Source organism: Enterococcus sp. 7E2_DIV0204, assembly GCF_002140855.1.
Classification (GTDB): domain Bacteria; phylum Bacillota; class Bacilli; order Lactobacillales; family Enterococcaceae; genus Enterococcus_L; species Enterococcus_L lemimoniae.
This window is the reverse complement of record NZ_NGKY01000001.1, coordinates 381,542-401,969: the sequence shown is the minus strand read 5'-3', so window position 1 is coordinate 401,969 and position 20,428 is coordinate 381,542. Positions and strand designations below refer to the sequence as shown.

Annotated in this window: 19 protein-coding genes; 13 read left to right on the top strand and 6 right to left on the bottom strand. The window is 35.7% G+C overall.

Features of this window, described 5'->3' with window-relative positions; genetic code table 11:
* Nucleotides 1-26: 26 nt before the first annotated feature.
* The 3 genes from A5819_RS01945 (at nt 27) to A5819_RS01935 (ending at nt 4,195) form a co-directional block, all read left to right on the top strand.
* Nucleotides 27-860: a MetQ/NlpA family ABC transporter substrate-binding protein gene (locus A5819_RS01945; RefSeq protein WP_086280471.1), complete on the top strand. Its 834-nt coding sequence runs from the start codon at nt 27-29 to the stop codon at nt 858-860.
* 15 nt (nt 861-875) lie between these two features.
* A complete protein-coding gene (locus A5819_RS01940; protein WP_086280474.1) occupies nt 876-2,075 on the top strand; it encodes an amidohydrolase in 1,200 nt (399 codons plus the stop codon).
* A gap of 584 nt (nt 2,076-2,659) precedes the next feature.
* The gene (locus tag A5819_RS01935; protein ID WP_086280477.1) at nt 2,660-4,195 is read left to right on the top strand and encodes an ABC-F family ATP-binding cassette domain-containing protein; all 1,536 of its coding nucleotides are present in this window, start codon (nt 2,660-2,662) and stop codon (nt 4,193-4,195) included.
* A gap of 46 nt (nt 4,196-4,241) precedes the next feature.
* Here A5819_RS01935 and A5819_RS01930 read toward each other — a convergent pair whose 3' ends face one another.
* From A5819_RS01930 to A5819_RS01915, 4 genes are all read right to left on the bottom strand, one after another.
* A complete protein-coding gene (locus tag A5819_RS01930) occupies nt 4,242-5,171 on the bottom strand; it encodes a metal ABC transporter substrate-binding protein (protein WP_086280480.1) in 930 nt (309 codons plus the stop codon).
* Entirely contained in the window at nt 5,168-6,025 is an 858-nt protein-coding gene (locus A5819_RS01925; RefSeq protein WP_086280483.1) for a metal ABC transporter permease, read from the bottom strand. The genes A5819_RS01930 and A5819_RS01925 overlap by 4 nt, the downstream gene beginning before the upstream one ends.
* On the bottom strand, nt 6,022-6,777 hold the full coding sequence (locus A5819_RS01920) for a metal ABC transporter ATP-binding protein (protein WP_086280485.1): 756 nt from the start codon (nt 6,775-6,777) through the stop codon (nt 6,022-6,024). Before A5819_RS01920 ends, A5819_RS01925 begins: the two co-directional genes overlap by 4 nt.
* 306 nt (nt 6,778-7,083) lie before the next feature.
* Nucleotides 7,084-8,280, bottom strand: a complete 1,197-nt coding sequence (locus A5819_RS01915) for a serine hydrolase (protein WP_086280488.1) — start codon at nt 8,278-8,280, stop codon at nt 7,084-7,086.
* Between the two features lie 242 nt (nt 8,281-8,522).
* Between A5819_RS01915 and A5819_RS01910 the strand changes: the two genes are divergently transcribed.
* The 5 genes from A5819_RS01910 to mnmA all read left to right on the top strand — a co-directional run bounded on the left by A5819_RS01910 (nt 8,523) and on the right by mnmA (nt 13,472).
* Nucleotides 8,523-9,488: a ribose-phosphate diphosphokinase gene (locus A5819_RS01910; RefSeq protein WP_086280492.1), complete on the top strand. Its 966-nt coding sequence runs from the start codon at nt 8,523-8,525 to the stop codon at nt 9,486-9,488.
* A gap of 100 nt (nt 9,489-9,588) precedes the next feature.
* Nucleotides 9,589-10,485: an EamA family transporter RarD gene (gene rarD, locus A5819_RS01905; RefSeq protein WP_086280494.1), complete on the top strand. Its 897-nt coding sequence runs from the start codon at nt 9,589-9,591 to the stop codon at nt 10,483-10,485.
* Between the two features lie 84 nt (nt 10,486-10,569).
* Nucleotides 10,570-11,715 carry a cysteine desulfurase family protein gene (locus A5819_RS01900; RefSeq protein ID WP_086280497.1) on the top strand — a complete coding sequence of 382 codons (1,146 nt, stop codon included), beginning with the start codon at nt 10,570-10,572 and terminating at the stop codon, nt 11,713-11,715.
* 82 nt (nt 11,716-11,797) lie between these two features.
* Nucleotides 11,798-12,139 carry a DUF1831 domain-containing protein gene (locus tag A5819_RS01895; RefSeq protein WP_086280500.1) on the top strand — a complete coding sequence of 114 codons (342 nt, stop codon included), beginning with the start codon at nt 11,798-11,800 and terminating at the stop codon, nt 12,137-12,139.
* Nucleotides 12,140-12,347: 208 nt separating this feature from the next.
* The gene (gene mnmA, locus A5819_RS01890; protein WP_086280503.1) at nt 12,348-13,472 is read left to right on the top strand and encodes a tRNA 2-thiouridine(34) synthase MnmA; all 1,125 of its coding nucleotides are present in this window, start codon (nt 12,348-12,350) and stop codon (nt 13,470-13,472) included.
* Between the two features lie 157 nt (nt 13,473-13,629).
* Here mnmA and A5819_RS01885 read toward each other — a convergent pair whose 3' ends face one another.
* Nucleotides 13,630-14,034 (bottom strand): hypothetical protein, encoded by a 405-nt coding sequence (locus A5819_RS01885; RefSeq protein WP_086353015.1) that lies wholly within the window; start codon nt 14,032-14,034, stop codon nt 13,630-13,632.
* Nucleotides 14,035-14,259: 225 nt separating this feature from the next.
* Here A5819_RS01885 and A5819_RS01880 point away from each other — a divergent pair, with 225 nt between their 5' ends.
* A complete protein-coding gene (locus A5819_RS01880; RefSeq protein ID WP_086280506.1) occupies nt 14,260-14,625 on the top strand; it encodes a DUF1033 family protein in 366 nt (121 codons plus the stop codon).
* A 74-nt stretch (nt 14,626-14,699) separates the two neighbouring features.
* Here the strand turns inward: A5819_RS01880 and A5819_RS01875 are convergent, their stop codons facing one another.
* Complete coding sequence (locus tag A5819_RS01875; protein WP_086280508.1) at nt 14,700-15,404, bottom strand: DsbA family protein; 705 nt, start codon at nt 15,402-15,404, stop codon at nt 14,700-14,702.
* 187 nt (nt 15,405-15,591) lie between these two features.
* On the opposite strand from A5819_RS01875, the gene A5819_RS01870 reads away from it, so the two are divergent.
* The 4 genes from A5819_RS01870 to A5819_RS01855 all read left to right on the top strand — a co-directional run bounded on the left by A5819_RS01870 (nt 15,592) and on the right by A5819_RS01855 (nt 19,959).
* Nucleotides 15,592-17,673 carry a DNA topoisomerase III gene (locus A5819_RS01870; RefSeq protein WP_086280511.1) on the top strand — a complete coding sequence of 694 codons (2,082 nt, stop codon included), beginning with the start codon at nt 15,592-15,594 and terminating at the stop codon, nt 17,671-17,673.
* Nucleotides 17,674-17,936: 263 nt separating this feature from the next.
* Nucleotides 17,937-18,734, top strand: coding sequence for a hypothetical protein (locus A5819_RS01865; RefSeq protein ID WP_086280514.1), 798 nt, complete (start codon nt 17,937-17,939; stop codon nt 18,732-18,734).
* Between the two features lie 416 nt (nt 18,735-19,150).
* On the top strand, nt 19,151-19,639 hold the full coding sequence (locus tag A5819_RS01860; RefSeq protein ID WP_254907194.1) for a nucleoside deaminase: 489 nt from the start codon (nt 19,151-19,153) through the stop codon (nt 19,637-19,639).
* Between the two features lie 20 nt (nt 19,640-19,659).
* Nucleotides 19,660-19,959, top strand: coding sequence for a hypothetical protein (locus A5819_RS01855; RefSeq protein WP_086353014.1), 300 nt, complete (start codon nt 19,660-19,662; stop codon nt 19,957-19,959).
* Nucleotides 19,960-20,428: the final 469 nt, after the last annotated feature.

The window sequence follows — 20,428 nt, the reverse complement described above, 5'->3', positions numbered from 1 at the left end:
CAAATAGGAGAAATGAGGAAAATTAAATGAAAAAGACAATTAAAATTATCGGATTAGCGTTAACAATTGGGTTTGTATTAGCAGGATGTTCTGCTGGAAGTGCTAAAAGCGACAAGAATGAAGTGGTTAAATTAGGCGTAGTGGGTGCTAACAATGAAGTTTTAGAATCAGTTAAAGAACGTCTAAAAGATGAAGGCATCGATTTACAGCTTGTAGAGTTTTCTGATTATACCCAACCGAATGCGGCATTAGCCGAAAAAGAGATCGACTTAAATTCGTTCCAACATCAAATTTTCTTGGATAACTATAATGCAGAACACAAAACAGATCTTGTGTCGATCGGAAATACGGTTAGTGCACCATTAGGGATTTATTCATCTAAAATTAAAGATGTCAAAGAATTAAAAACGGGTGCTGAAATCGCAATTCCAAATGATGCTACAAATGGTGGACGGGCATTATTGCTATTACAAAGTGCTGGGTTGATCAAAGTAGATCCTGCTAAGAAACAAACTCCGACAGTAAGTGATGTCACTGAAAACAAATTAAACTTAAAAATCACAGAATTAGATGCTTCTCAAACAGCTAGAGCGTTGCAAGATATTGATGCTTCTGTGATCAATAGCGGAATGGCTGTCGATGCTGGGTTTGTCCCAACGAAAGATGCGATTTTCTTAGAGCCTGTGGATGAAACATCAAAACCGTATGTCAATATCATTGTTGCTCGTGAAGCGGACAAAGACAATAAAACGTACAATAAAGTAGTTGACACGTATCAACAAGAAGAAACGAAAAAAGTGATCGAAGAAACATCAAAAGGATCAAGTATCCCAGCTTGGGAAACATTTGGTAGAAAATAAGAGGAGGACGAATCAATGACGACAGTGACAAAACAATCGATTCAAGAAGAAATTCAACAAAATGCTGATGAAGTGATCGCACTTAGACGTCACTTTCATCAATATCCAGAAGCTAGTTTGAAAGAATTTGAAACAATCAAACGAATCAAAGAAGAGCTAAACAAGCTGACTATTCCTTTTGAAGCAGTCGGTGAAACTGGTGTATTGGCTACGATAAAAGGAGAAAAAGGTTCTGGTAAGACAATCATTTTAAGAGCGGATATTGATGCGTTAGAATTAGAAGATGCCACAGGCAAAGCCTATCAATCTAAAAATCCCGGATTAAATCATGCTTGTGGTCATGACGGACATGCTGCAGCGTTATTGGGAGCAGCTAAAGTGTTGAAAAGCCATGAAGCAGATTTTGCTGGTACAATCCAATTAGCCTTTCAACCTGCCGAGGAAATCGGAGCTGGGGCTTGTCAGTTTGTCGATGGCGGCTTTGTCGAGAACATCGATCAGGTTTTTGGGATCCACTTAGATTCAAGCGTTCCTGTCGGGAAATTGGTAGCAACGAAAGGTGCCACAAATGCTTCTTGTGATATTTTTAAAATTGAAGTGGAAGGACTCAGCAGTCATGTAGCGCAGCCAAATGTGGGACGAGATGCTGTTTTGGCCGCTGCAAGTATTGTTGTCGAGTTACAGAAAATCGCTGCAAGAGAAGTTAGCCCATTAGATCCAGTTGTAGTCGGAATTGGTGTACTGGATGCTGGAACGAGATATAATATTGTTGCGAATCATGCGAGAATTGAAGGAACGGTGCGAGCATTCAGCCATGAAACGCGGGCCTTTGTCTTACAGCGTGTCGAAGAAATCGCCAATCAAATTGCTGAAGCACATCGCACAAAAATTGCCTCATTCCATATTCATGATGCAGCAGGTCCTTTGATCAATGATGATACAGCAACTGAACTAGCACAGGCAGTCGCTGCTGAAATTGTTGGCAAAGAAAACGTTGTGACAGATCATACCAAGAGTCTAGGCGCAGATGATTTTGCTGACTTTTTACTTAAAGCACCCGGTGTTTATGGACGTGTTGGTACACGAAATTTAGAGAATCCAGCAACGCAATATGGCCATCATCATGAAAAGTTTGATATTGATGAAACAGGCTTGGCTTTGGCAACAGAATTTCATGTTCGCTATGCATTGACGTATTTAAATTCGATTGATTAATCATGAATAAAAGCATACGGCTTGAAGTTTAATAGCGAACTTCAAGCTGTATGCTTTTTTATTTTTACTTGAAAGAAAAGAACTTACTTAGTAATATTCTTGCTTTTCAAAGCAATTATGGTAAACTATTTTTGTAAAGAAAGGTGATTAAGAATGTTTTTTCTTTCAGATAAATTTGTGAAAAGAAGCAGCTCCCAACATATGAATGTGATGAAGCATTGTTGTGGAGCCTAATAGAATGAACGCTTCATCGTCTAAATGTATACTAAATTTTTTGTGGCTAAGATGTAGTCTTATTTAGTTTTACTTTTGACGATGATCATGATTTTTATAGCGCTGATCAAAGGACAACGTGTTTCGTACGTTGTCCTTTGTTGATACTAACAAGGGATAAGTAGGTGGACCTATTTGATCGCTTGTTTTTTTGTCTGAATAAACAAAGACCTTTCAAATCAACGTGCGAGAACGTTGTGTAAAGCAATGTTAATTTTTGAAGAAAAACAAATGATTACTGCAATTTACAATAAACTAGAAGCAAAGACAGTGAAAAACACCTTTGCGAGAATGGAAAAGAGGACGTAAACATGAGTTTATTAACAATCGAACACCTAACCCAACGTTTTGGTGAAAAAATTCTGTATGAAGATGCATCACTTCGTGTCAATAAAGGGGACCACATGGGTCTAACTGGACAAAATGGCGTAGGAAAATCAACCTTAGTCAAAATTTTAACAGGTGAAATTTTAGCTGATGATGGTAGTATTACGTGGCAAAACAAAACCAAAATCGGTTATTTGGACCAGTATGTGGAAGTAATCGGAAATAGTACGATCAATGCGTTTTTACACCAAGCATACACGCCACTATATGAAATCGAAAATAAAATCAATGAATTATATGCAAAATATAGTAAGACCGGTGAAGATAAATTACTAGAACGAGCAGGAAATTTACAAACACAGTTAGACGAAAGTGATTTTTATCAAATTGATACGATCATCAATGATTTGGCTAATGGTCTAGGAATAGAAGCAATTGGCTTAGATCGACCAATGAATGAACTAAGTGGAGGGCAAAGATCAAAGGTCATTCTAGCAAAACTTCTTTTAGAAGAGCCGGATGTTTTATTATTGGATGAACCAACAAACTATTTGGATGATATGCATATTCAATGGCTCATCAATTACTTGAACAATTTTAATGGCACGTTTATTTTGGTTTCTCATGATTACCATTTTTTAAATGCTGTCACAAATTGTATTTGCGATATTGAATTTGGTAAATTGACAAGATATACAGGAAATGTTGAAAAATCTTTTGCACAAAAGGAACAAAACAAAGAAAGTTACTTAAAACAATATCATGCGCAACAAGCAAAAATTGAAAAAGCCGAAGCGTATATTCGTAAATACAAAGCTGGAAATCGTGCTACCATGGCGAAAAGTCGCCAGAAACAATTGGATCGAGTGGAGCGAATGGCTCCTCCAGGCAGCTTGATGAAACCACAAATCCAATTTCCGTATCAACCGATCGTGGCAAGCTTGGCTTTGATTACAGATGAATTAGTCATTGGGTACACGAAGCCATTACTAGCACCAATCAATCTGTCTGTTCATAGTGGTGAAAAAGTAGCAATCAAAGGGTTTAACGGTATTGGAAAATCAACATTAATTAAAACATTAACAGGCAAGATCAACCCAATTAATGGTGAATATCAATATCCAGCCAATACTAAAATTGCTTATTTTTCCCAAGATTTGACGTGGGAAAATGATTACTTGACGCCACTTACTTATTTAAGTGATTGTTCCCCTAAAAAAACAGTCAAAGAAATTAGGACTTACCTAGCTAAATGTGGTTTACCAGATAAGCTGGTGAATCAGCATTTACGTTTATTAAGTGGGGGAGAGCAGACAAAAGTAAAACTCTGTGAGCTAACCATGGATTCAAGTAACCTTATTTTCTTGGATGAACCAACAAATCACATTGATGCGGTTGCCAAAGAAAGCTTACGTCAAGCGATCCAGCAATTTCAAGGTACGATCGTGATTGTTTCTCATGAGGAGGAATTTTATACAGATATTACAGATCGTGTGATCGATATTGAGGAAATGATTTAATTAAAAAATAGCTTCTGACATGTTTTAATCTGTCAGAAGCTATTTTCTATTTCATCAATCCATCATGGATCTTATCTAAATTCCATTTCATCATAGCGAAATAACTATCACCATCTTCACCTTTTTTCGCAATGGAGTCAGTGAAAATCGTGCTATAAATCGGTAAATCAGTTTCTTTTGAAACTCTTTCCATACTACGTTTGTCGACGCTTGTTTCAACAAATAAAACAGGAACTTTTGTTTTATGGATTTGATCGATGATTTGTTTCATTTGATCAGGCGTTCCTTGGCTTTCAGTATTGATTTCCCAAATGTAAGCAGCAGTTAATCCATATGCTTTAGAGAAATATTTAAAAGCACCTTCACTGGTGACCAGTAATTTTTGGTTGTCTGGAATATCAGCAAATTTTTCTTTTGCTTCTTTGTCTAAAGTTGAGAGTTTATCAATATATTCTTTGGCATTTTTTTCGTATGTTTCTTTATTTTTAGGATCTTTTTTACTCAATGTATCTCGAATCGATTCAACATAAGAAATGCCATTTTGAATATCTAACCAAGCATGTGGATCTTGTTCATTTTCTTGTCCGGCACTGGTTAAATACATCGGTTTGACATTTTTACTAACTGAGAAGAAGTCTTGATCTTCTTTTTTCTTGGCTGTTTCCATTAATTTATTGAACCAGCCATTTCCGCCGGTCTCTAAGTTTAAACCATTAAAGAATAAAACGTCAGCTTCCGAAGCTTTAGCAACATCTTCTGGTAGTGGCTCATATTCATGGGGATCGGTTCCAACAGGGACGATACTGTGCAAATTGACTAAGTCTTTTCCGACATTATCCACCATATCAGCAAGAATCGAGTTTGTCGCAACAACATTGATCTTTTCTTGGTCTGATGTACTAGCAGATTTAGATTGACAAGCAGCAAGTAAAAAGAGACTGGCTAAAGCAGTGATAAAAAGTATTTTTTTCTTCATAAGATTGGTTCCTCCGTTTTCTGTTTATTGACAAAAAATAATCCTTTTCTTGGTGAAAATAGAAATGCTAAAATGAAAAACGCTGCTGCTGTTAAAACGATTGTTGCGCCAGAGGCTAAGTTATAGGAATAACTAAAAAATAACCCGATGATCGAACTTAATATGCCAAAGAGAGACGCTAAAGCAATCATCGAAGGCAAATGATTTGTCAGTAGGTAAGCTGTGGCCGCTGGTGTGATCAACATTGCAATCACCAAAATCGTTCCGACTGTTTGTAAGGATGAAACAGCAACTAAGGTTAATAAAAACATCAAAGCATAATGGAAAAATTGAACATTTAAGCCGTAAGCTTGAGCCATGGTTGGATCAAAAGAAGTAATTTGTAACTCTTTGTAGAATAATCCGACAAAGATCAGTACAATAACGCCAACGACTGCCGTAATTAAAATATCTGAATCGCGAACGGCTAAAACATTTCCGAATAAAATGTGATAAAGGTCAGTTGAACTTTTGGCGAATGAAATCATGATAATACCTAATGCAAAAAATGAACTGAAGACAACGCCAATAGCAGTGTCATTTTTTAACTGACTTTTTTGCGTAATAAAGCCGATTAATAATGCAGCTAAAATCCCAAAAATCGAAGCACCGAAAATATAGTTAACACCAAACATATAAGAGGCAGCCACTCCAGGCAATACAGCATGAGAAATCGCATCGCCCATCAAAGACATTCCTCGTAATACAATAAATGAACCAATGATTCCCGAAACCAATCCAACAATGATCGACGTAATCAACGCGTTTTGTAAAAATTGGTAACGAACCAAACCATCAACAAAATTTGCAATCATGCATCAGCCACTCCTTTGATTATAATATCGCCCATTGTTTCACCATAAGCCAATTGAATATTTTTGTTTGTAAAGGTTGTTACAACTGGCCCACATGCGATGAGTTCTTTCTTTAAAATGATCACATCGTCAAAATAATGTGCGACTTTGTGAAGATCATGATGGACGATCACGATTGTTTTTCCGGCATCCTTTAACTGTTTAAGAATATCCATGATGACCTTCTCACTGGTCATATCGATCCCTACGAAAGGTTCATCTAAAACGATAACATCTGCTTCTTGAGCCAGCACACGGGCAATAAACACTCGCTGTAGCTGTCCACCTGACAGCTCACCGATCTGACGTTTAGCAAAAGCTTCTAGTTGCACTGTTTTGAGAGCCTTCATTGCCTGCTCTTTTTCTTGCTTTTTGGGACGCTTCATAATACCCAATTTTGGGTAAGTTCCTAAAAGAACAACTTCCAAGACGTTGATTGGAAAAGAAAGATCCAATGCACTACGCTGTTCCACGTAAGCAATTCGCTTCTTTTGAGAATCGATAGACTGCTCTCCTAGAGAAACTGTTCTGGTATCTGCTTTGAGTAAGCCGAGCATTCCTTTTAAAAAAGTTGATTTTCCTGCACCATTGGGACCGATGATCCCAGTGATTTTTCCTGCAGGAATTTGTAGTGAAATATCAATCAAAGCTTTTTGACCTTGATAACTAACAGTTAACTGCTTAACTGTAATGTTATTATTATTTATAGACATAAAAAAACCTCCTTTTTAGGTTTGCCTTAAAATGAGTATAAGATAAAGTTAAATTAAAATCAACCGATTTTTTAGGTTTGCCTAAAAATAATAAAAAGAACCTGAACTATAACTTAAAAAGTTATAGTTCAGGTTCTTTTTATACGAATAGCCGGTGGGAACAGAAGCAATTACTACACTTCGTTTTGATCTCCTTAACCTCTACACATGAAACGTGCTAAAGTTAAGTCTTCTGCCTCGATCACATCAAAATCTAAGTGTTAAGTAGCCAATTTTAACGGAGAGCACATTTCATTCTATTGAAAATTACTCACTGTTGTATGGACCTAATGAGTTGAAAATAGAATTTGCTAACTTCTGAAGTGTTTTATCCTCAGGTTTTTGATTTGAAAGAAGAATCACAGCATTTTGTCTATCTTTTGAAACTCTCGCATTTGATTCAAAACCTGCTTCGATTCCGTGCCCTCTAATATAATTTGAAAAAGAATAAAGCCCCCCCATATACTTTGAGCCAATTTCTGGAGTCCAAACTTCATCGATAGTTTGTTGATCAATAATTTTACCTTCAAGTAAACTCGAGTAAAAAGAATAAAGGTCGCCTACAGTCATACCAACATTTCCAGTACCAACTTCTTGATCAAAACCTAAAGGATCATCTTTTATTTCAGAAGCAAAATTTTTACCATCAACTTTTTTGTAAGCATAGGTTCGATTACTTGATTTGATAAAATCATTATAAAAGCATGTGTGCGATAGTTTAAGACCATGATTAAAGGTTTTTGTGAACAATGTTCGATAGGAAGTTCCTGTTAACTGTTCTAAAATGCCCACTAAAATAGAATAGTTGACTGCTTCATATTTGTATTGACCATAAACATCTATCGTTGCATTAGAGATGGAGAACTGAACAAAATCATCCTCCGACATCATAATAGTTGGTTTGATTTTTTGCTGTAACCCAGATGTCATTGATAATAATTGCCGAATGGTTATTCTTTGGCTATCTGGAATATTTGGATAGAAACGATCCACTGTATCATCTAATGAAAGTTTTTGAGCTTGAACTTGTTGTAGAATAAGAGCAGCAGTAAAAGCCTTTTGAATCGAACCAATTTGAAAAGTGGATAGATAGGTGTTTGGTCGACTTTCAGAAAAATTAGCGTAACCAAAGCCTTTTTGCAAAATAACTTGGCCATCATGAATAATCAAAGCAGAACCAATAAATTGACTATCTTCTAACTTCTGGTTTATTTCATTGGCAAAATTAGAAGCAGGCTGAACTTCTTGATCTAAATGCTTTATTTTTTCGCTACTGTTGGGTTGTGTTTGAGAAGATTCAGTTGTTTGTTCGACCTTCGCATTTGAGCTTTTAGAAAGGGTAGGCTCAGAATGATTTTGGAAAAACAAAAGGTAAAGTTCGATGCCGACTAAAATGATTAAAATCAAGGTAATTAGTATAGGTATCCAAGGATTGCTTTTTCTATGATGTTTTTTGTGACGCATAAGTCGATCACCTCCGATTATTCTTTATTTTACTGATACAAAAAAGAATCGCAAGGTGATTCTAAGGGATTTAACGAACAGTTTTGTAAGCACGAAATTTCTTCTCTTAATCGTCTCAATATTTTCAATTATTTGTCACAAGAAAGAAAAAGATCCATGATTTTTTACTGAATCAGTGGTAGAATAGAACTTGAAGTTTTTTAAGTATAAGAATTGAAAAAAACTAGATCACGGAGGAAATCATGACCCAAAAATACCAAGACAAAACATTACGAATCTTTAGTTTGAATGCCAATCGTCCTTTAGCAGAGAAAATTGCTGAAGTTGTCGGGACTGAACTGGGAAAAAGTACGGTGCGCCAATTTAGTGATGGAGAGATTCAAATCAATATTGAAGAGAGTATTCGTGGGGACCATGTTTTTCTTGTTCAGTCGACCAACCTTCCAGTTAATGACAATTTAATGGAATTGTTGATCATGATTGATGCATTAAAACGAGCAAGTGCTAAAACAATCAATGTGGTATTACCTTATTATGGCTACGCGAGACAAGACCGTACAGCTAAACCGAGAGAACCAATCACAGCAAAATTAGTCGCTAATTTGTTAGAAGAAGCAGGCGCTACACGTGTATTGACACTGGATTTACATACAGTTCAAGTGCAAGGATTTTTTGATATTCCAGTGGATAATCTATTCACGATGCCGCTATTTGCACATCATTATCGTCAGCAGCTGTTGACAGGAGAAGAGATTGTGGTCGTTTCTCCTAAAAATAGTGGTGTACAGCGTGCGAGAAGTTTGTCTGAATATTTAGATGCGACGCTTGCTATTATTGACCAAGATGAAGTAGATGGTGTACGCTCAGGTTATGTGATTGGTGAAGTCAAAGGAAAAACGTGTATCTTAGTAGATGACATTTTAAATTCCGGCAGTACCATGGCAACAGCTGCGGAGATTTTAAAAGAAAATGGCGCAAAATGTATTTATGCGTGTGCTTCACATGGTTTATTATCTAAAGGAGCAAAAGCGATATTGGATGCCTCACCAATTGAACAAATTTGTGTGACGGACTCTGTCTTTATTTCTGAAGAACGTAAGCCAGTTGTCTTGAATATTGTTTCTTGTGGGGAACTAATGGGAGAAGCTGTGAAACGAATTCACGAAAATACACCAATGAGCCCGCTATTTCGTTTAGAAGAAAAATAATAACGATCTGCTTAAATCAAGAAAGAAGTTCAGCTATTATTTTAGACTGGACTTCTTTTTATGGTTTAGATGGATTGAAGAAAAGAAGGGAGTTACGTCTGTGAATGAACAGAAAAAAGGTGTTTTATTAGGATTTATTGCGTATGTATTTTGGGGGATCATTCCAATTTATTGGAAATTACTGCCGACAGTTGATCCGCTTGATATCTTGTGCTATCGGATCGTTTGGTCATTTTTATTTATGATCGTCTATATTTTGGTGACTAAAAGATGGGCATTGTTTTTAGCGGAGGTCAAAACGGTACTGAAAGACAAGAAAAAATTATTTGCCATTATTTGTGCGGCTATTTTGATTTCTATCAATTGGTTTACGTTTATTTATACTGTTAGCCAAGGACATGTTACCCAAGCAAGTTTAGGCTATTATATGAATCCCTTAGTCAATGTCCTGTTGGCAACGTTGATTTTGAAAGAAAAATTGAGTCGTTCAGGAATGATTGCTTGTGCTTTAGCATTAGCTGGCGTAGTCTTATTAACGATTCAAACTGGAGAAATTCCTTTAGCCCCTTTAGTTATGGCTGTGACATTCAGCTTTTACGGCTTGATTAAAAAAGGTGTCACCGTAAGTTCATATACTGGTTTGACGATCGAGACTTTTGTCATTTTACCTGTTGCGTTGATTTATTTAGTCTTCTTTTCACGACAAGGATTTATGAATTATGAAGCGTCTACTAATTTATTATTGATGGGGGCAGGCGTTGTTACAGCAATCCCACTATTACTTTTTGCACAAGCAGCGAAACAAATTTCTTATATCATTCTGGGTTTTATTCAATATGTGGGACCGACCTTGATGCTAATTTCAGCACTATTTTTATACCATGAACCTTATTCAGCCGACCAATTTATCGCATTTGGCTTTATTTGGGCGGGGATCGCGGTCTTTACGTATGGCAATATTTATACTTATCGAAAAGAAAAACGGTTCGCAAAATAAGCGATAGAAGAAGCAATCTTTGAGTAAGATTTTCAGTTATGTTAAACTAAATCCATTAAAAATGATTCAGAAAGGACGAGTTCAGTGGACCCCATTTATTTAGATCACGCAGCAACTACGCCAGCACATCCGGCAGTTATTGACATAATGGCCAATGAAATGGCTAATACATTTGGTAATCCGTCCAGTATTCATACATTTGGTAGACAAGCACGTCGTAAGTTAGAAGATATTAGACAAGTGATCGCAGCTAGTCTGAATGTATTGCCTCATGAAATTATCTTTAATAGCGGCGGTACAGAAGGAGACAATACAGCCATCATTGAAACGGCACTTTCTAAAAAAGAACAAGGTATGCATCTGATTACAACAATGATCGAGCATCCAGCAGTGTTAGAAACAATGAAGTATTTGGAAAAAATGGGTTTTGAAGTAACCTATCTGCCCGTTGATAAGAATGGGGAACTGGCTATTGCAGATTTTGAGAAAGCCCTGCGGGATGACACGATTTTGGTTTCAGTAATGTATGGAAACAATGAAATTGGGAATATATTACCAATCAAAGAAATCGGAGCCTTATTAAAAACGCATCCAGCCGTATTTCATACAGATGCTGTCCAAGCCTATGGGGCTGAACTAATTTCACCTCATGAAATTGGGATAGATTTATTAAGTATTTCCGCTCATAAAATCAACGGACCAAAAGGTGTTGGCTTTCTGTTTAAAAATGATGCAATCTCTTTACCAGCCTTTTTACATGGTGGGGAGCAAGAAGAAAAACGTCGAGCAGGGACAGAAAACTTAGCGGGAATTGCTGGGATGGGGGAAGCTGTTGCACTTTTGACCGAAAGTGAGAAAGAACAGCGGCATAAGAAATATGCTGAATACCAACAACTGATTTTAACTCATTTGAATGAAAATAAAATTGCTTACGAAATCAACGGTAATCCTGAAAATAAATTAGCCCATATTTTAAACTTACGCTTCCCGGGAGTATCAAGTGACTTATTATTGATGCACTTGGATCTTCAAGGAATTGCCATTTCAACAGGTTCAGCTTGTACGGCAGGAACAGTAGAGCCGTCTCATGTTTTAGAGGCGCTGTATGGCAAGAATCATCCGGCAATCAAAGAATCTGTCCGAATCAGTTTCGGATTAGGCAATGATTGCGAACAAATCCAACGATTTTCAGCAATATTAAGTGAAACGATTCAAAAAATCAAGCAGTAATCAAAGAAAAGTAGGAATAGAACTAGTAAAAAGAAAGCCTACCAACTATAATAAAAGAGACAATAAATAAAGAGGTGGAAAAATGGCATTTAAAGAAAAAGCGACAGTAGAAGGTTGTACAGTATTTTATAAAGTAAATGAACAAGCTAAAAAATATACACTGAAAGATAATGGTTTTACTGAAACAAATTCAGGGAATTTTCAGTTTATTCGTCCCTTGGATGCAACGCCCCAAAGTAAAGAAGGTTTCAAATTAAAAATTACGATCGCTGAAGATTTAAAAACATTGAAAATGTCTGTAACAACAGCTAACGGATTAAAAGCAATGAATATCTTCAAAAATGAAACTCATGCAATGAGTCAAGAAAAATTTTATTTCTTGATGGATGGTATGATTAGCCGTGGTGTGTTAGAGAAGGCATAAACTGAGGCATATTAAAATAAGACAAGATCTATGCAGATCGAGTCTTATTTTTTTCTCCTATATTAGAGAAATATGTACTAAGAAAGCAGTCGTTTCCTCTCAATACCTTTACTTCTTCCAAAATACTAGTATAATAAGTATCACTGAAAAGTTACGACCTTCAAATCGTAGATGAGTTCAGAATCTAAATTGAAATGATGGTGATCAAATGACAGATAACAGCAAAACTCGTGTCGTTGTAGGCATGAGCGGAGGTGTAGATTCTTCTGTTACCGCGTTGCTTTTAAAAGAGCAAGGCTATGATGTCGTAGGCATCTTTATGAAAAATTGGGATGACACGGATGAAAATGGTGTCTGTACAGCTACGGAAGACTACAAAGATGTAGCAAAAGTTGCCGATCAAATCGGTATTCCTTATTATTCAGTCAACTTTGAAAAGGAATATTGGGATCGGGTATTTGAATATTTTCTGGCAGAATATCGCGCAGGCCGAACGCCAAACCCTGATGTGATGTGCAACAAGGAAATCAAATTTAAAGCCTTTCTAGATTATGCGATGCAACTTGGGGCAGATTATGTTGCAACTGGACATTATGCTCAAGTCGAACGAAAAGAAGACGGCACTGTGCGCATGTTGCGTGGAGTGGATAACAATAAAGATCAAACGTATTTCTTGAGTCAATTATCTCAAGCGCAATTAGCTAAAACAATGTTCCCGTTAGGTGGCATGGAAAAACCGGAAGTTCGCACAATCGCTGAAAGAGCCAATTTAGCAACAGCTAAGAAAAAAGACTCAACAGGGATTTGTTTTATTGGAGAAAAGAACTTCAAGCAATTTCTAAGCAACTATTTACCAGCTAAAAAAGGGAATATGGTGACATTAGATGGTGAAATCAAAGGTCAGCATGACGGGTTGATGTATTATACGATCGGTCAACGCCAAGGTTTAGGTATCGGCGGCGGCAAAGGCTCACAAGAACCTTGGTTTGTCGTGGGAAAAGATTTAGCGACGAATACATTGTATGTTGGGCAAGGTTTTCATCATGAACAATTATATGCGACACATTTAGATGCAAGTGAAATTCATTTCACTGTTGATACAGAAATGCCAAAATCTTTTGAATGTACAGCAAAATTCCGTTACCGCCAAGATGACATTCCTGTTAAGGTGGTGTTAACAGGTGACGGAACCAAGGCTAAAGTGATTTTCTCAGAACCTGTTCGAGCAATTACTCCAGGGCAAGCTGTTGTCTTTTATGATGGTATGGAATGCCTTGGTGGTGGCTTGATCGATCAAGCTTACCAAGAAGAAAAAGTATTACAATATATCTAAAAAAAAGAGGCTGGGACAGGAGTGTTTAACCCCGAGAAATAAGAGGGAATTCATGAAAATTGCTCTTCAAATTTTTGTGAATTTTAGCTTATTTCCGAAGGAGTTGCTTCTGCTCCCACCGTTTATTCGCATTTAGGGTGTGAAACAAAAGTGCTTTTTACTTTTGTCCCATACCCTTTTTTTGATTACTGTTTTGAATATAAGCTCTAGATTCTGGTGAAATTACTAGGTAAACCATTGAACCTAACTCAACCACACGAAATGCCAACATGATCATTTTTGGAAATAGGCTGACCATCATTGGGGGATAAAAGTACATTAAAAAAATAAACGGAATGAAGAGTACAGAAACAAAGTAACCTTTTTTACCGCCTGTCATTAAACCGGCAATCACAATAATATAGAGAAGAAAAACAAAAATCTGATACCATACATCAGAGCCGAAGCTACCTTTTCCTTCGACAACAGTCTTTAAGGCTATGATCAGCGAAATGATGAGTAAAATATTATTATATAATAATAAATAAATAGCGATTGAATTCCAAAATACTGGTTTTTTCATGATAAAAAATGTTCCTTTCTGTTCTTTACATAGTTTAGCAAATACGCATTCTATACGCAATCAAATAAATAGAAAACCAAGTTTATTCTCTCGTCTATTTCAATTTATGGTAAAATTAAACGAATGAACGTTTAGACAAAAAACTAATTCACAAGCACTTAAGTTGAAAGTTTTACTCTAAGTGACTAGAATAGCACTTGTAGAAAGAATTGGAGTGATCGATCAATGTACCAAGTTGTTACCATGTATGGCGATAATGAGCCTTGGTGGTTTTTTGAAGATTGGCAGGAAGATATTGAAGAAAATAAAACATTTGATTCTTTGGAAGAGGCTGAACGTTACTACATAAAAAAATGGCAAGAACTTTCTTCAACATATGAATACATAAATACAAAAGTTAATTATTTAGCGGCCTTCTGGAACGCGGGGGATGAACGCTGGTGTGAGGAATGTGATGAGGATCTGCAGCAATATAAGGGACTTGCTTTGTTGAAAGATTTGCAAGCTGTAACTTTTGAGAGCGGTGATGATTTTCATGAACGTCATAATGATTGTGCTAAGGCGAAATGTTGTAAATCAAGTCTTGTTTAAACTGAATCAAAAAGATAGAGCACAGATAATTTGATTATCGTGTGCTCTATCTTTTTTTCTCTACATAGGTTTGTTTAGTCTTTACAAACCCATTTACCGTCCTCCATGTTGCAAGAACCACTTTCTGAATCATTTGCTTCAATCAGCGGCGCTTCTTTTTCTTTGATGGTTTGAAGTGCTTGAATGATCTGTTCTAATGGCTGTGCTCCATTGATCAAATATTTTCCATTCACGATCAATGCTGGAACGCCAGTCAATTGATACGCATTTGCAATGCGGAAATCATCTTCAACAAGTGCTAATGTTGCTGGATCCACAAAAGCTTGTTGCCAGTCTTCAAAATCAACCGAACTTTGTTTAACAATCGATTCGATTACAGCTAGATCGCCAATATTTCGACTCTCAACAAAAAGAGCTTTTTGAAGTGCATCAAACACTTCCCAATAGCCCAACTCTTCAGATACAACACCAGCTGCTTTAGCAGCAAGTAACCCATTCATAGAAGTGGGGAAAAGAAAATCAGCGGCTTTCATTCCTTCGATATTAAATCGATGAAGATCATCATTTTGATTGGCATGAACCCAGTGTGTTAAAATTTCATTTTTAGCATTTTCTCTAGAACCAAACATCTGCTCGTGATCAGCCTCTTCTCTAGCGAGGGCAAAAGAGCGATGAATAATCTTTATTTCTGGTAATTCTTTTTGAACTTGCCTCATCCGATAAGACATCGGAAAACAAAAGCTACAGACGACGTCGTGAAAAAATTCAATTGTGATCATAATTTCTCCTTGATAAAAGTGTTTTTTTGCTTACTTATTGTAAGTATATAGCTTAGCAATTAGGAATTCAATTAAAATGCTTCAGTAAGAGGCGCGCAGTATAGACCAAATGTGGTAGAATCAACTTACTGATATTTTAACCATTAACCCAATTTACATAAGGAAATACAGAAAGTGAGTGAACCAAATGGCAAATAAACAACTAATTATTGCTGAAAAACCTAGTGTTGCCAAAGATTTAAGTAAAGTACTAGGGGCAAATCAAAAAAATAAAAGTTACTACGAAGGTCCGACAGTCATTGTTACTTGGGCATTAGGTCATCTTTTAGGTTTAAAAATGCCGGAAGATATCAATAAAGAATGGCAATCATGGCAAATGGAGACTCTGCCTATGGTACCAAAAAAATTAGGTATCAAACCGTTACCAAAAACAGGACACCAGTTAAAAGCAATCAAACAATTAGCAAATCGTAAAGATGTTACAGAAGCGGTGATTGCAACGGATGCTGGACGTGAAGGCGAGCTAGTTGCTCGCTGGATTTTAGAATATGTCAACTTTAATAAACCCGTCAAACGTCTATGGATTTCTTCACAAACTGATAAAGCAATCAAAGATGGTTTCAAGAAATTACGACCAGCAAAAGAATACGACAATCTATATTATTCAGCATTAGCGCGTGCTAAAGCGGATTGGCTAGTTGGTCTAAATGTTACACGTGCATTGACCGTAAAATATCAAGATAGCTTATCAGCAGGAAGAGTACAAACGCCAACGCTATCTCTAGTCCGTCAACAAGAAAAGAAAATTGAAAGCTTTAGACCCCAAACTTATTTTTCAGTAGAGCTGCAAGTTCAAAAAGAAAAAGCAAAACTAGTTCAAAGCAATCCGTACGCATTTAAAGAACGGAACGATGTTGAAACATTCGTGAAAAAACTCAGCGAAGGAAAAGGCAAAGTAACGGATATTCAAGAAAAAACGAAAACAGAACAAGCACCACTGCCTTATGATTTAACAGAAATTCAAAAGGAAGCTAACCAACGCTATCAATTTTCTGCAAAGAAAACACTATCGCTAGTTCAAAGTCTCTATGAGTTCCATAAAATCGTAACGTATCCAAGAACCGATAGTAAATATTTAACGACAGATATGAAAGCAACGATGAAGGAACGGTTGCAAGCAGTAAGTGATTTTGCACCAGAAGTCAAAACCTACATCAAAGATGGTGGGCAAGTTAAATTGACGAAGGTTTTCCAGAATGAGAAAGTGACAGATCACCATGCACTGATTCCTACTGAACAACGTCCACGTTATGAGAAATTAAGTGGAGATGAACAAAAAATCTACAACATGATCGTGACTCGCTTCCTCGGCATGTTTGCTGAATCGCATCGGACGAAACAAACAAAAGTAACTGTAAGCTTTGGCAAAGAACAATTTATCTTCGGTCAAAGTAAAGTCGAAGTAGCTGGTTGGAAACAAGAAAAAGAAGACGTGGTTCCGTCTGTTGACTGGACATTAGGAATGGTGATTCCACCAAATTTCACTATTAATAAAGAACTAACTGCACCACCAAAACCATTGACTGAAGGAACTCTTTTAGGGCTGATGGAAAAATACAGCTTAGGAACTCCTGCCACACGTGCAGAAATCATTGAAAAACTGATCAAGTCAGAGTTGATGGAACGCAATACCAACGGCTTAAATGTATCACCAAAAGGTAAACAACTACTTGAACTAGTCAACCCATCATTGGTAACCCCAGAGCTAACAGAAAAATGGGAAAAAACATTAGAAGCAATCGCCAAAGGCAAACAAAGCAGTACTGTTTTCCTAAAAGCAATCGAGCAAGACACTAAAAAACTTGTCAACGAGATCAAACAAAGTGAAAGCAAATACCAAGATTTTTCAATCACACAAAAGAAATGCCCAGAATGTGGTTCAAACTTACGTGAGAAAAATACCAAAGACGGTAAAATCTATGTATGTTCTAATAAAGATTGCAGCTACCGTCGCAGAAAAGATCCTAAAGTTTCAAACCATCGTTGCTCTCAATGCCATCGTAAAATGGAAATTATTGATGGGAAAAATGGTGCTTACTTTAAATGTAAATACTGTTCAATTACTGAAAAAATGCAAGACAAAAAAGAACGCAATAAAAAACTGACTAAACATGAAGAACGTAAGTTAATGAAGAAATATTCGCAAAAAGAAGAACCAGAAGAAAGTGCTCTAGCACAAGCGTTAAAAGCAGCGATGAAACAAGACTGATCCTCGTTAACTAAGGAATATATGTTAAACGTAATAAAAAAGCATTCTACTTGCCTGACTAAAGAGAGTATCTTCGGTTGGGATAAAGTGGAATGTTTTTTAATTATGTGAAAATAATCATAAACAATTGATCGAATAGTTCTTTTTAATCTACATTATATATGTAATTTATATCGAAAAGAAAATAATTAATGCATAAACAGCTTGTTAAAGCGTTTTGTTTTGTTATATAATAATATTGTTAACATAAAGGAGGAATTTTTTTGAAAAAGAGTAAAATGAATTTGATAACAGGAGTTTTTGTTTTAGGCGTAATTATAAGTTTCGGTGTTTTCAGCCAAGGAACTTTAGCAAATGAGAAAAAAATATACGTCTCAGATGATTGGTTAAGAAAAAGTATGGTCGATCAAATTGAAGAACCGGTAGAAAATGAATTGCCGACAGCTCAACAAATGAGTGAAATTAAAGAGATAAGTGGCACTGATAATGGATCTATAGAAGGAGTTCAATATGCAATAAATGCTGAAAAAATACAAATTAGTGGTTTAGGAATCGCTGATTTTCGTCCTATTTCTGGTATGAATAACTTGAGAGAATATCATGCGTATTCTTCATTGATACAAGGAGATGAAGAACAAGTACTAAATATTACCCCTTTTAGTGAATTACAAAATCTTGAAAATTTATATTTTGGTTATGCAAATATCCGCGATTTTAGTATGTTATCAGAATTACCTAAACTAAAATCTATTCAAGCATTTGGGGGGATGAATGTGAATTTGCCAACCATTTATGTGGATAAATCAACTAAAAAATTCGTGATGGAACATCCTGTGAAATACTCTAAACAATTTGATGGTAAAAGAACAGTTAGTGGCTCTACAGATAAACAAGGTGTAACGATAGAACCAGTTATTGAAAATAATGCTGTTATTATAAATAATCTGGATGAAAGTATTTCTAAAGTATATTTATCTTTTGAAGCCTCATCTAAAGATAATGATATAAGTAATGGTTTTTTTGCTTCATTTAGTTGTGAGATACCAATTGTTTGGTATTGAAAAATAAAAGATTTATTAAATAACCAGAGAGCACTCTCTGGTTGTTTTTTTGAAAAAATGATTGGTATATAAGTTTTATATTGAATACTTATACACATCTAGATGTGTATAAGAGACAGGTATATAAGTTTTATATTGAATATTTTTATGGATATTAGATTAAACTCAACTAGTTGATAAATAGAATTAGATTTCATGTTACAATTTAATTGACGGTGAAAATAGATAATTAATTTTTGAGCTGTCTCTTATACACATCTAGATGTGTATAAGAGACAGGTATATAAGTTTTATATTGAATATTTTTATGGATATTAGATTAAACTCAACTAGTTGATAAATAGAATTAGATTTCATGTTACAATTTAATTGACGGTGAAAATAGATAATTAATTTTTGAGAGGAAGGTGTTCATTGTGAAGAATAATATTGAAGTAATACAACAGCAAGCTGAACTAGACGCTAAATTCATGAAACAAGCCCTAAAACTTGCTAAAGACGCTAGCAATAATGGAAATGAACCATTTGGAGCCGTACTTGTCAAAAACGATAAAGTTATTTTAACTGGTGAAAATCAGATCCACACGGAAAGTGATCCCACCTATCACGCAGAATTAGGCATTATTCGTGATTTTTGTACGAGTCAAAAAATAACAGATTTATCAGAATATACCCTGTATACAAGTTGTGAACCCTGTTGTATGTGCGCTGGAGCTATGGTATGGAGCAATTTAGGTAGAATGGTTTATGGTTTGGGGCATGATGAATTAGCTGAGATCGCCGGTTTTAATATTATGATTGGCAGTGAAGAGATTTTTTCAAAAAGTCCGAATAGACCTGAAGTTGCCAAAGGTGTTCTAAAAGAGGCGGCAGTGCCAGTGTATGTTGATTATTTTCAAAGATAAAGTATGAGGTGAGTCAAAAGATGAGGAAAAATGAATATCTAGCTTTAGTTGCAATGGAAGAGTGTGCAGAGATCCAACAAGCATTGTCAAAGGCGATCAGATTCGGTTTTGATGATCATCCCCCTTCAAGAGCTGATGAAACGAATGAAGAACAACTGTTGACAGAATTCTATCAATTGACTGCAATGATTGAAGAAATGCAGAATAAGGGGATTATTGCAGGCTTTACTCAAAAAAAAATAGAGAAAGTGAAGCACGATAAGATTGAGAAGGTATATAAATATATGGATTATTCAAAGGAAAAAGGGCTGTTAGAATAAATGTTTAATTTAAAATTGCTTTAGATAATAAACGTAAAAACATTTCTATTGTAATAATAGATGTATTGGGGTGTTGTTGGTGGGAAAAAAGATATGGATTATTTTACTATTGATTCTTATTGTTGCTTACACTGTATCCATACTGTCTCTTATACACATCTAGATGCATCTAAAGATAATGATATAAGTAATGGTTTTTTTGCTTCATTTAGTTGTGAGATACCAATTGTTTGGTATTGAAAAATAAAAGATTTATTAAATAACCAGAGAGCACTCTCTGGTTGTTTTTTTGAAAAAATGATTGGTATATAAGTTTTATATTGAATATTTTTATGGATATTAGATTAAACTCAACTAGTTGATAAATAGAATTAGATTTCATGTTACAATTTAATTGCTGTCTCTTATACACATCTAGATGTGTATAAGAGACAGTGCATAAACAGCTTGTTAAAGCGTTTTGTTTTGT

Excerpts from the sequence above, each read along its gene's own strand:
- A5819_RS01945 (WP_086280471.1), top strand. The coding sequence starts at position 27 with ATGAAAAAGACAATTAAAATTATCGGATTAGCGTTAACAATTGGGTTT.
- A5819_RS01940 (WP_086280474.1), top strand. The coding sequence starts at position 876 with ATGACGACAGTGACAAAACAATCGATTCAAGAAGAAATTCAACAAAAT.
- A5819_RS01935 (WP_086280477.1), top strand. The coding sequence starts at position 2,660 with ATGAGTTTATTAACAATCGAACACCTAACCCAACGTTTTGGTGAAAAA.
- A5819_RS01930 (WP_086280480.1), bottom strand. The coding sequence starts at position 5,171 with ATGAAGAAAAAAATACTTTTTATCACTGCTTTAGCCAGTCTCTTTTTA.
- A5819_RS01925 (WP_086280483.1), bottom strand. The coding sequence starts at position 6,025 with ATGATTGCAAATTTTGTTGATGGTTTGGTTCGTTACCAATTTTTACAA.
- A5819_RS01920 (WP_086280485.1), bottom strand. The coding sequence starts at position 6,777 with ATGTCTATAAATAATAATAACATTACAGTTAAGCAGTTAACTGTTAGT.
- A5819_RS01915 (WP_086280488.1), bottom strand. The coding sequence starts at position 8,280 with ATGCGTCACAAAAAACATCATAGAAAAAGCAATCCTTGGATACCTATA.
- A5819_RS01910 (WP_086280492.1), top strand. The coding sequence starts at position 8,523 with ATGACCCAAAAATACCAAGACAAAACATTACGAATCTTTAGTTTGAAT.
- A5819_RS01895 (WP_086280500.1), top strand. The coding sequence starts at position 11,798 with ATGGCATTTAAAGAAAAAGCGACAGTAGAAGGTTGTACAGTATTTTAT.
- mnmA (WP_086280503.1), top strand. The coding sequence starts at position 12,348 with ATGACAGATAACAGCAAAACTCGTGTCGTTGTAGGCATGAGCGGAGGT.
- A5819_RS01885 (WP_086353015.1), bottom strand. The coding sequence starts at position 14,034 with ATGAAAAAACCAGTATTTTGGAATTCAATCGCTATTTATTTATTATTA.
- A5819_RS01880 (WP_086280506.1), top strand. The coding sequence starts at position 14,260 with ATGTACCAAGTTGTTACCATGTATGGCGATAATGAGCCTTGGTGGTTT.
- A5819_RS01875 (WP_086280508.1), bottom strand. The coding sequence starts at position 15,404 with ATGATCACAATTGAATTTTTTCACGACGTCGTCTGTAGCTTTTGTTTT.
- A5819_RS01870 (WP_086280511.1), top strand. The coding sequence starts at position 15,592 with ATGGCAAATAAACAACTAATTATTGCTGAAAAACCTAGTGTTGCCAAA.
- A5819_RS01855 (WP_086353014.1), top strand. The coding sequence starts at position 19,660 with ATGAGGAAAAATGAATATCTAGCTTTAGTTGCAATGGAAGAGTGTGCA.